The 10,197-nt window shown below is 60.3% G+C and carries 8 protein-coding genes; 2 read left to right on the top strand and 6 right to left on the bottom strand.

Features of this window, described 5'->3' with window-relative positions; translation table 11 throughout:
* Positions 1-563, bottom strand: a 563-nt coding sequence (locus tag ALP40_RS13380; protein WP_122208733.1) for a GAF domain-containing protein, incomplete at its 3' end; no start/stop codon positions are given.
* 673 nt (positions 564-1,236) lie between these two features.
* Here ALP40_RS13380 and ALP40_RS13375 point away from each other — a divergent pair.
* Positions 1,237-2,667 (top strand): DUF2723 domain-containing protein, encoded by a 1,431-nt coding sequence (locus ALP40_RS13375; protein ID WP_122208732.1) that lies wholly within the window; start codon positions 1,237-1,239, stop codon positions 2,665-2,667.
* Between the two features lie 25 nt (positions 2,668-2,692).
* On the opposite strand, the gene ALP40_RS13370 is transcribed toward ALP40_RS13375, so the two are convergent.
* From ALP40_RS13370 to ALP40_RS13355, 4 genes are all read right to left on the bottom strand, one after another.
* Entirely contained in the window at positions 2,693-4,519 is a 1,827-nt protein-coding gene (locus ALP40_RS13370; RefSeq protein ID WP_122208731.1) for a glycoside hydrolase family 15 protein, read from the bottom strand.
* A complete protein-coding gene (locus ALP40_RS13365) occupies positions 4,512-5,312 on the bottom strand; it encodes a glucose 1-dehydrogenase (protein WP_122208730.1) in 801 nt (266 codons plus the stop codon). Before ALP40_RS13365 ends, ALP40_RS13370 begins: the two co-directional genes overlap by 8 nt.
* A gap of 80 nt (positions 5,313-5,392) precedes the next feature.
* Positions 5,393-6,430 (bottom strand): NADP(H)-dependent aldo-keto reductase, encoded by a 1,038-nt coding sequence (locus tag ALP40_RS13360; RefSeq protein ID WP_122208729.1) that lies wholly within the window; start codon positions 6,428-6,430, stop codon positions 5,393-5,395.
* 120 nt (positions 6,431-6,550) lie between these two features.
* Positions 6,551-8,362, bottom strand: a complete 1,812-nt coding sequence (locus tag ALP40_RS13355; protein ID WP_122208728.1) for an ABC transporter ATP-binding protein — start codon at positions 8,360-8,362, stop codon at positions 6,551-6,553.
* A gap of 93 nt (positions 8,363-8,455) precedes the next feature.
* Here ALP40_RS13355 and ALP40_RS13350 point away from each other — a divergent pair, with 93 nt between their 5' ends.
* Positions 8,456-8,881 carry a DUF1810 domain-containing protein gene (locus tag ALP40_RS13350; protein WP_122208727.1) on the top strand — a complete coding sequence of 142 codons (426 nt, stop codon included), beginning with the start codon at positions 8,456-8,458 and terminating at the stop codon, positions 8,879-8,881.
* Between the two features lie 177 nt (positions 8,882-9,058).
* Here the strand turns inward: ALP40_RS13350 and ALP40_RS13345 are convergent, their stop codons facing one another.
* A complete protein-coding gene (locus ALP40_RS13345; RefSeq protein ID WP_122208726.1) occupies positions 9,059-10,132 on the bottom strand; it encodes a DUF1615 domain-containing protein in 1,074 nt (357 codons plus the stop codon).
* Between the last annotated feature and the right edge of the window lie 65 nt (positions 10,133-10,197).

Raw genomic sequence — 10,197 nt, 5'->3', positions numbered from 1 at the left:
CGCCCACCCGCCGCCCGCTTGTAAACCTCCGCCAACTGCCGCTGATCCTCGAAACCGCGTGCCAGCGACTGGATACGCTCACTGGCCATGACCGTCGCAGCGGCCAGGCTCGCGAAGGCTTGCAGGTTGTCCAGATCGACGCTGCCAAAGCTCGCCGGATCCAGTGAGTCCAGCGTGATCAGGCCCCACGGCCGCGCCTGGAAATGCAGCACGCAGCCAAGGCAATCGTGGACCTCCAGGGGCCCATGCCCTTCGACGAGGCCGTCGTAGGGGTCAGGCATCGGGCAGTCCTGTGCGAAACGCAACGGGACCGGGCTTTCCAGCAACGCCTTGAACCGCGGATGCTCATCGACGTTGAAACGTCGCCCCAGGGTATCCGGGCTGAGCCCATCGACCGCCAGCGGAATCAGCACGTCGCCCTCAAGCCTCAGCAGCGCCGTGGCGTCACAGGGCAGCATTTGCCGCAGCGATTGCAACAGCCGTCGATAGCGTTCCCCGTCCGGCATCTCCCGTGACAGATCGGCAACCAGCGGCACCAGCGCGCGAAGCAAAGGGTGGGTCATAATGACTCCCGGAAGACAAAACGAAAGGGGTCATTATGACCCGCCTCGTCGCTCATGCGACACCCGTTTCAATACCTTTGCGCGGTAGGTTTAAGCCGCCATCAAGTACGCACGCCATCCCTGCGGTATCAATCCCTTAATGCCTTATTACCCTGCGGTACAACTTCCCTGCCCCACGGCTCGGTAAAAACGACAGGTCAGTTGGGTGGAATAATAGTTTCAGTCATTGGGCACGGTAGTGGGCCGGTCTTTTCTGACGCCAGCTGCACGACAATAAAACGCGGGGTGTTCAATTTTATTCAAGAGGCGATTGCCCATTTTCGTTCCATAGTGCACTCACTTGCACAGGAGACACTGTCCATGCCTGGAATTCAGGGAAGAGTTCTGCAAACACACCCCGCCGCTGGTGGCAGAGGCGATTTTCAGCGGGAGACTTCACCACGTCTTCCCGTAGCAGCGGACCGGACATTGTTTTGCTAGTCCGCGACATGGCCAGCACATCCGACGAAGATTCATCGACTGGAATGCAGTATTCGTGGGCAAGCGGAACATCGCCCGGTTCGCGCCTACACAATCGGCTGCCTTCAGTGGGTGACCGGTTCTTGGATGAGAGGGGGCACTGCTTCAGCAACACAGGAATATCCACTGCTTATTTCCAAGGAGGGGCCGCTCAATGCATTCATCCGACGCCAAACATTCGGTCGTCGTCCCGCTGCTGCTGTTATGCGCAGCCATCGTCGCAAGCTTCATCGCCTCCAGCGGTCCGGTCCAGTGGATGGACAACGGTGTGTTTCTGGCTGACGCCACCACCGGCGAGTATTTCAGCCAGTCGCTCGGGCCGCTGGATCATCCGTTCTATCACTTTCTCAGCTCGGTGTTTTACGCCGTGTTCGGCTCACGACTGCTCAGCCTGATGAACTCCCTGCTTCTGCTGCCGTTGGCGTGGATCATTTTCCATCTGGCGACGCGCGTCGGTGCTACTGCCCGTCAGGCGCTGCTCGCGACCACCGCCACCCTTCTGGCCCATGCGGTGTTCTGGGTGTCGACGAAAGCCGAGGTGTATCTGCTGCACATGCTCTTTGTGCTCTTGGCCTACGCCGTGCACTTCAGCGCCAGCCCACCTCTGACGCCGTTTAAAAAGCTGTTTGTCATCGGCGTACTGACCGGGCTGAGCGCCTCTATTCACCAACTGACCTTCATTGTGCTGCTGCCGCTTTATATCCAGCTGCTCCACCAGCACAAGGCGCGAATCTTGATGACCGTGCCCGGATTCGTACTTGGATTGGCCACCGCCATCGTGGCAGTCTTCAACGATATCAACACCGGAATGAGCCCGTTGGAGATCGCCATACGCTATCTGACCGGGGCTTCGACCGTGGTCCCAGGCCCGCATTGGGAGGGCAGTCTGTTTCGGTTCGACGACCTGTGGCACGAGAAAAATTCGGTGGCGTTGCTGATGCTGTCGCTGATCGGCCCGCAGATCGCCGGACTGTTGACGTTCCCCAATGACAGCCGACTGCGGCTGCTGTGGAGCGCCGCGGTGCTGAATCTGGTCTTCGCGATGTCCTACAACGTCACCGACCGTTTCACGTTTTTCCTGCCGGGCATCGCGATGCTGAACATCATCGGCATGATTCAACTGTCCACACTGCTGGCACGTCATCCGGCTGGAACCGCATTGCTCAATGTCTCGGTGCTGACCTCCCCACTGGTGATCATGCTGGCCTGGACGCTTTACGCCATCGGTGTCGTCAACCTGCCGACCCACAAAGAGAAACTGCCGTTTCGCGATGACATTCACTACTTCATGGTGCCCTACCTGCCCGATCGGTCTGCCGAGCAATTCGTGAAAGCCTACGAGCAGTCCGTGCCGGAAGGCGCGTTGATCGTCGCCGACTGGACGCCGATAGGAGCGATTCGCTCCGGGCAGGCGGTGGGCGTGTTGCGCGGCCGAAAATGGGCGATGTGTAGCGATGACATCGACATCCGCGGCTATATGGGCAATCCGGGCGTCTATCTGGCACGCCTGAGTTACTGTGGAATGATCGCGGACAACTACGCGCTGGAAGACCTGTCAGTGGGCTTCGCGTTACACACCAAGTAACGCAACGCCCATAGTGCGGCAGGACTCAGGGTTGCCAGAGCGCCTGCCCGCCGCCCAACTTGCGGTCCAGAAAGCTCGCCGCGCTGATCAGCGCCAGGTGGCTGAGCGCCTGAGGTGTGTTACCGAGATGACGGGCATGCGGATCGAACTCCTCGGCATACAACCCGAGCGGATTGGCGTAACGCAGCAGCTGTTCGAACTCCAGATGCGCCTGACCGACCCGCCCTGCGCGGGCCAGGCATTCGACGTACCAGAACGAGCACGCCACGAATGCGCCCTCTTCGCCTGCCAGTCCGTCGTCATGGTGGTCATCGTTGCGATAGCGGAACACCATGCCATCACGCACCAGCGTGCGCTCAATGGCGTCCAGCGTGGCCAGCCACTTGGGATCACTCGCACCGACAAAACGCACCAGCGGCATCAACAGCATTGACGCGTCCAGGTTGCGACTGCCCTTGTGCTGCACGAAATGCCCCAGCTCCTCGTTCCAGAAGTTTTCCCAGATGTCGTCGTGAATCTGCTCGCGCACTTTGGTCCAGCGCTCGAAGGGGCCAGACAGTGAGCGCTTGAACGCCAGGCGCAACGCTCGATCCAGCGCTACCCAGCACATCAACCGCGAATGCAGGAAATGCTGATCGCCACCGCGCATTTCCCAAATGCCCACATCCCGATCGCTCCAATGCTCACAGACGTAATCCACCTGACGCACGACATGCTTCCAGCCGTCATGGGAGATGGCGTCGCCGTACTTGTTGGCCAGGTACACGGCATCCATCAGTTCGCCATAGATATCCAGTTGTGTCTGCTCGTAGGCTCCGTTACCGATCCGCACCGGCAGCGCACCGCCGTAACCGGTCAGGTGGTCGAGGTGCTCCTCGGGCAGCTTTTCGTTGCCGTCGAGGGCGTAGAGGATGCCCATCTTTTGCGTGTTCTCGCAGCTGTCATCCAGACGACCGCGCATCCAGCCCATGAAGGCGTTGGCTTCCTCGGTGTAGCCCAGCCGCATGAAGGCATACACGGTAAAAGAGGCATCTCGAATCCAGGTGTAGCGGTAGTCCCAGTTGCGCTCACCGCCGGGTGTTTCCGGCAGGCCGAAGGTCGCTGCGGCGACGATGCCGCCATGCTTGCGCGAGGTCAGCAGCTTGAGCGCCAGCGCCGAACGCATGACCATCTCGCGCCAACGGCCCTTGTACTGCGACTGCCCGGCCCAGCGTCGCCAGAACGTGAGCGTGTCATCGAAGTAACGTGAGCATTTGCCCGCCGCTACATGGGGGTCATCGAAACCGCCGAGAATGAATTCGAGGGTCTGGCCCTTCTCCATGCGGAACTCGGCCACCGCCGCGTCCTGCTCGACGTGCAGCGGCGTGGCCGCCGACAAGCGCATCCCGGGCTGGCCTTCGGCCTGAAAGCACACGTCGTTGCCTTCCTGATGCGCGGTGGTTTCGGCGCGGCTGTAATCCATGCGCACCTTGCAGCGCATGCGGATCGTGGCTTGACCGAAGCGCACCTGGACCCGACGCACGATGCGCGGCAGGTCATTCTCGTCTTCGCCAATGGGCATCAGGTCGGTGACCTCGACCACGGCCTCCTCCGAAATCCAGCGGGTCTGTAGGACGTTGGTGTCTGGAAGGTAGATTTGCAAGCGTCGCGCATCCGGCAGATCCGGCGCCAGCTGGAAAATCCCCGCATCGTTAGTGTCCAGCAGTGCGGTGAAAATCGACGGACTGTCAAAGTCAGGCCAGCAGCAGAAATCGATGCTGCCGGTGTCGGCGATCAATGCGGCACTGCGCATGTCGCCAATGATGCCGTGGTTCTCGATAGCGTTTTGCGGTTCTTCGGGGAAGTCAGCCATTGCCACGGAACTCCGGGTAGAGGGTCATGCCACCGTCAATGAACAGCGTCGTGCCGTGCACATAATCCGACGCATCGGACGCCAGCCAGACCACTGCGTTGGCCACGTCTTCAGGCTCACCGATGCGGCCGTAGGGGATCAATTCCAGCATTTTCTTTTCGGCATCGCCCTGTCGGGCATCGGCGTTGATCGGCGTGCGGATAGCGCCCGGGGCAATGCTGTTGACGCGAATCTTCTGTTCACCCACTTCCTGAGCAATGCTGCGCATCAACAGGTCGACACCGCCTTTGGAGGCCGCGTAGTTGACGTGACCGGCCCAGGGGATGAGCTGATGCACCGAACTCATGTGAATGATCTTGCCCATTGCCCGTGACACGTCTTTGCGCATGCCCTGGCTGATGAACTGACGCACGGCTGCGCGGGCACAGAGAAACTGGCCGGTGAGGTTGACGTTGATGACGGTGTTCCAGTCCTCAAGGCTCATGTCGACGAACGCGGCGTCCTTTTGCAGACCCGAGTTGGCAAACAGAATGTCCAGTGCCCCAAACTGCTCGATGGTCTGGGCAAAGAGCCGCTCGACCTCATCCTCCTTTGAAACATCGGCACCGACGGCGATGGCCTGACCGCCAGCGGCGCGAATCTCTTCGGCCAGCTGTTCAGCAGGTTCAGCCTTGGAATGGTAGTTGATGACCACAGCCGCCCCGGCGTCTGCCAGCGCGCGCGCGGCCGCAGCGCCCAGGCCGGAACTGGCGCCGGTGACGAGTGCGACTTGTTGCTTGAGAGAGATATGCATCGAATTCAGCCTCGGAGTCTGCTAGGGCATGCGTTAGATGCTGACTGGCGAGGCTGAAAGTTAGTTCAGTAGCGTTCCGCTTACGGGGCCGGGTTGGGTTGCGAAATGTGTATGGCTTCGATACCGGCAATTACATCGTCCGACAGCGTGACATCGATGCTCGCCAGATTGACAGCCAGTTGATCCAGCTTGGTGGCGCCGATGATGTTGCTGGTCACGAACGGCCGACTGGTGACGTAGGCCAGCGCCATCTGAGAAGGGTCAAGGCCGTGCTCGCGGGCCAGAGCCACGTACTGAGCCGTTGCGCTGACCGCCTGCGGATTGTTGTAACGCTGGAAGCGCTCGAACAGGGTCAGGCGGCCATCGGCCGGACGTGCGCCGTCCAGGTATTTGCCCGCCAGTACGCCGAACGCCAACGGCGAATACGCCAGCAGACCGATCTGTTCACGAATGGCAATTTCCGCCAGACCCACTTCGAACGTGCGGTTCAGCAGGTTGTAGGGGTTCTGGATCGACACAGCGCGTGGCAGGTCGAGCTTTTCGGCCAAGTGCAGGAAACGCTGGGTGCCCCACGGCGTCTCGTTGGACAGGCCGAAGTGACGGATCTTGCCCGCTTTGACCAGGTCGCCCAGCACCGACAGGGTTTCTTCGATCTCGACCGACACATCGTCCGGGTCATGGGTGTAACCCAGTGCGCCGAAGAAGTTGGTCTTGCGGTCCGGCCAGTGCAGTTGATACAGGTCCAGGTAATCGGTGTTCAGGCGCTTGAGACTGGCCTCCAGCGCGGCGGTGATGTTGTGACGATCCAGACGCGGGTTGCCATCGCGGATGTGTTCCATGCGGCCGGGACCGGCCACTTTGCTGGCCAGTACCCAATCGCTGCGGTCGCCGTACTTCTTGAAGTACTCGCCGATGATGCTTTCGGTCTTGGTGTAGGTTTCGCCACGTGGCGGCACCGGGTACATCTCGGCGGTGTCGAGGAAGTTGACGCCGGCCTCTTTGGCCATCCGAATCTGCTCGAACGCTTCTTCCTGCGTGTTCTGCTCGCCCCAGGTCATGGTGCCCAAGGTGATGGCGCTGACCGACAGGTCAGTCTTGCCCAATGAACGAAATTGCATTGATGACTCCATCCGGTTCAGAAGAAAAGCACACATGGGTGCCGTAAAAAACGAGCCCTATAAAACGCCTGTCGATGACGCACTGCAAGAACTTTTGTCGCTTTTCATGACTGCCTCCATCTAGCGGTAGCCTTGGGCCTGCAGGTCGAAAAGCCCGGCGTAGCGCCCTTTCGCCTCGATCAGGCTGTCATGACTGCCACGTTCCAGAACCCTGCCGTGCTCCAGCACAACGATGTGTTCGGCATTGCGCACACTGGAAAATCGATGGGAAATCAGCAGCGTCATGCGACCTTTGGCGTACTCGCGAAAATGATCGAACACCGCCGCTTCCGCACCGGCATCCAGCGCAGCGGTGGGTTCGTCGAGAATCAGAATGTCGGCGTCGCGGCGCATGTAGGCACGGGACAGCGCGATCTTCTGCCATTGGCCGCCGGACAGTTCCTGCCCCCCCGCAAACCAGCGTCCCAACTGCGTTTCATACCCCTTGTCGAGCTGTTCGATGAACGGCGCAGCCATGCCCTGTGCAGCAGCTTCGCGCCAGCGCGCTTCGTCATGGAAGGCGTCGGTGTCTCCCACGCCGAGGTTTTCACCGACCAGAAACTGGTAACGGATGAAGTCCTGAAAAATCACCCCTATGCGGGTGCGCAACGCCTCTTCGTTCCATTCCTGAAGATCACTGCCGTCGAGCAGAATGCGTCCTTGGTCAGGCTTGTAAAGGCGGGTCAGCAGCTTGATCAGCGTGGTCTTGCCGGAACCGTTCTCACCCACCAGCGCTACGCTGCGACCCGGTGCCAGATGCAGGTCGATATGTTCCAGTGCCGGCCGGCTGGTGCCGGGATAGGTGAAGGTCACGTCCTCGAAACGCAGGCCGTCGCCCGGCAACGCGCCCTGGCTCAGGTTACCGGCGGGCACCACCACGGGCTGGGCAAGGTAAACGTACAGATCGGCCAGATACAAACCGTCTTCATAAAGACCGCTGATCGCGCTCAGGCTACTGCTGACGGCCGCCTGGCCCTGTTTGAACAGCACCAGGTACATGGTCATCTGGCCAAGCGTGATACGGCCATGCACCGCATCGACCACCACCCAGGCGTAAGCCAGATAGAACGCGGCAGTGCCCAACAGCCCGAGCAAAAAGCCCCAGCCGTCGCGGCGTACGGTCAGCCGACGGTCTTCGGCGTAGAGGCGTTCGAACGTTTCGCGATAGCGTTTGAGCAGCAGCGGCGCGAAGCCGAACAGTTTGACCTCCTTGATATAGCCTTCGTGGGAAAGCAGCGTCTCGATGTAATTCTGCCGCCGGGTTTCCGGAGCTCGGCGGGTAAATAGCCGGAATGCGTCACCGGAAAAGTGCGCTTCAGCGAAAAACACCGGCAACGCACCCAGCACCAGAATCACCAGCGCCCAAGGCGAGAAATGCACCAGCAGCACGCCAAAGCTGATCAGCGAGATAAGGTTTTGCAACAGGCCCAGCGACTTGGTGACCAATGCCAGCGGCCGTGTCGACGCCTCTCGTCGCACACGAACCAGCTTGTCGTAGAACTCCGAGTCTTCGAATTGCATCAGAGACAAGGTCTGCGCTTTTTCCAGAATCAGGGTGTTGACCTTCTGCCCCAGCAACACACGCAGCAACGCCTGTTGCACCGACAGGCCCCGCTGTGCAGCGGCCAGCAAGGCCAACACGCCCGCTTCGAACAAGACGTAGCGCAACACGGGCCAGAGCGGCGCTTCACCGGTGCTGGCATGCAATTGCATGGCGGCGACAACGGCATCCACAATGCGCTGACCCAGCCAGGCTGCCAGGGCGGGCAACAGGCCGGCCACCAACGTGGCAAGGATCAACCCCAGCGACAGCCATCTGGAGGTGGTCCAGACCAGCTGCATCGCACGGAAGGCCTGCTGCATGAACGATGAAAAACGCTTGAAAACGGGCATAGACACTAGAACTCTCGATACCGAACCAACCCTGGAAAGGTCGGCCATCATACGGCCGTAGACGCAGGCTCGCTAAAAAACAGGAGGCTCATCATGAACGATGCTTACAACCTGCAACGCTTTGTCGATGCTCAGCAACCGGTATTCGCACAGGTGCTGGTGGAGCTTGAAACCGGGAAGAAACGCAGCCACTGGATGTGGTTCGTGTTTCCCCAGATCCGTGGCCTGGGTCGCAGCGACATGGCCCAGCGCTATGCCATCAGCAACCTCGATGAAGCCCGAGCCTACCTGCAACATCCGCTGCTGGGTCCACGCCTTGAACAATGCGCCCATCTCATTGCCCCTCAGGTAGAACGCACGGCGCGACAAATATTCAGTTCGCCGGACGACATGAAGCTGCAATCGAGCATGACCCTGTTCAGACTCGCAGCGCCTGACAGGCCGGTGTTTCAAGAAGTGCTGGATACGTTTTTTGACGGTGAGCCGGATGCGATGACGGTGAAGCTGGCACGCGGTTGAACGGATTCCAAAACAGAGCGCTGATGTTTATAAAGACGCAGTGCTGCAATAAACGAACAGTGGGAGGCTTCCAACGCCGAGCGTGGGGACGATCAGCATGCACTGGTTTTTCGCGGACAAGTCGCGCCCACATTACGCTTGCGTTCATTCAGGGCACCTCGCTTAGCGCGGCCCTCATTACATCCCCGCTGGCGCACGCTGTACGCAGCGCTCACGACGGTCGTCTACCCGTTCGGCGAACCAGGCAGTGGTCAGGTTGCGGGTGATCTTCGGACTCTTGAGCGTGATGCCCGGCAGGATCGCCCGAGGCAACGGCTTGCCGGCTGCCCGGTCGGCCATTGCAAACACCTTGCGGTACAGATCAGTTTCCTCAAACTCCAGGGTGTCGCCTTGCTTGAGCTGGCTCCATATCTGCGACTTGTTCATGCCCAGCCGGTCACCCAGGGTACGCACCGCCAACTCGGTTGAGCCCGGCGAGGTGGAGTCGAAACGAATCAGGTCGCCATCCAGCGCCAGGTTGATCCCCGTCGTCTGGCTGACAGCCGCCTGGAACGCCGCGTTGCGGCTGGCGTACCAGCCGGCATTGAAGTCGGCGAAGCGGTACAGGGACTTGTCGTAGCTGACCGGGTAGCCCAGCAAATGCGCGATACCGAAATACATGCCGCCACGCCGGGTAAACACTTCGCGTCGAATCGAGCCATCGACTGTGTAGGGGTAATCCTCGGCTCGCTTTTCCGCGAAGGCGATGCTGACCTGCATCGGGCCGCCGGTCTTGACCGGGTTGAAGTTGCCGAACAATGCCTGCCCCAACGGCACCATGCCGATGAAGTCATCGAAAATCGCGCTCAGCTCTTTCTCGGTGCGGGCCGCATCGAGGCGCTTGCCGTAGGTCTTGCCGTCCGGGGAGCGTACGCGCAGCGCAGTGGCAATCAGGGCATTGGGAATGTGCAGACGCGCCGCACGACGATCGATTTCGGCGCGCGCAATACGGCCCATGTTGGGGACGGCCGGGTCGACCTGGTAAGTGGACTCCTGCTCGGTCACGGCCAGCACGGAACACACATGCTCGGTGGTCAGCGGGATTTTCTGCGCCGAGAAGGCTGCCTGGATGTCCGTGGCCCACGCCTGACGATCACTGACCGTGGCGGGCATCAGGCGCAGGATCCGCGCCCGTGCCTGCTCGGGGCTCAACTCCGGCTCCTGAGGGCGCTGGGTGCCGCAAGCAGCCAGCAACAACAACGCAACGCTCATCGTGAGCGATTTGAACAGACTTTTATTCAATCCATGACCCCGCTGCGTGTGCGCTCAAGATTAAA

Origin of the sequence: Pseudomonas viridiflava, from assembly GCF_003702045.1 — a bacterium.
Lineage (GTDB): Bacteria > Pseudomonadota > Gammaproteobacteria > Pseudomonadales > Pseudomonadaceae > Aquipseudomonas > Aquipseudomonas viridiflava_C.
The sequence above is the reverse complement of the archived record's forward strand: the minus strand, read 5'-3'. Positions and strand labels throughout refer to the sequence as shown.

Excerpts from the sequence above, each read along its gene's own strand:
- ALP40_RS13355 (WP_122208728.1), bottom strand. The coding sequence starts at position 8,362 with ATGCCCGTTTTCAAGCGTTTTTCATCGTTCATGCAGCAGGCCTTCCGT.
- ALP40_RS13370 (WP_122208731.1), bottom strand. The coding sequence starts at position 4,519 with ATGGCTGACTTCCCCGAAGAACCGCAAAACGCTATCGAGAACCACGGC.
- ALP40_RS13360 (WP_122208729.1), bottom strand. The coding sequence starts at position 6,430 with ATGCAATTTCGTTCATTGGGCAAGACTGACCTGTCGGTCAGCGCCATC.
- ALP40_RS13345 (WP_122208726.1), bottom strand. The coding sequence starts at position 10,132 with ATGAGCGTTGCGTTGTTGTTGCTGGCTGCTTGCGGCACCCAGCGCCCT.
- ALP40_RS13365 (WP_122208730.1), bottom strand. The coding sequence starts at position 5,312 with ATGCATATCTCTCTCAAGCAACAAGTCGCACTCGTCACCGGCGCCAGT.
- ALP40_RS13375 (WP_122208732.1), top strand. The coding sequence starts at position 1,237 with ATGCATTCATCCGACGCCAAACATTCGGTCGTCGTCCCGCTGCTGCTG.
- ALP40_RS13350 (WP_122208727.1), top strand. The coding sequence starts at position 8,456 with ATGAACGATGCTTACAACCTGCAACGCTTTGTCGATGCTCAGCAACCG.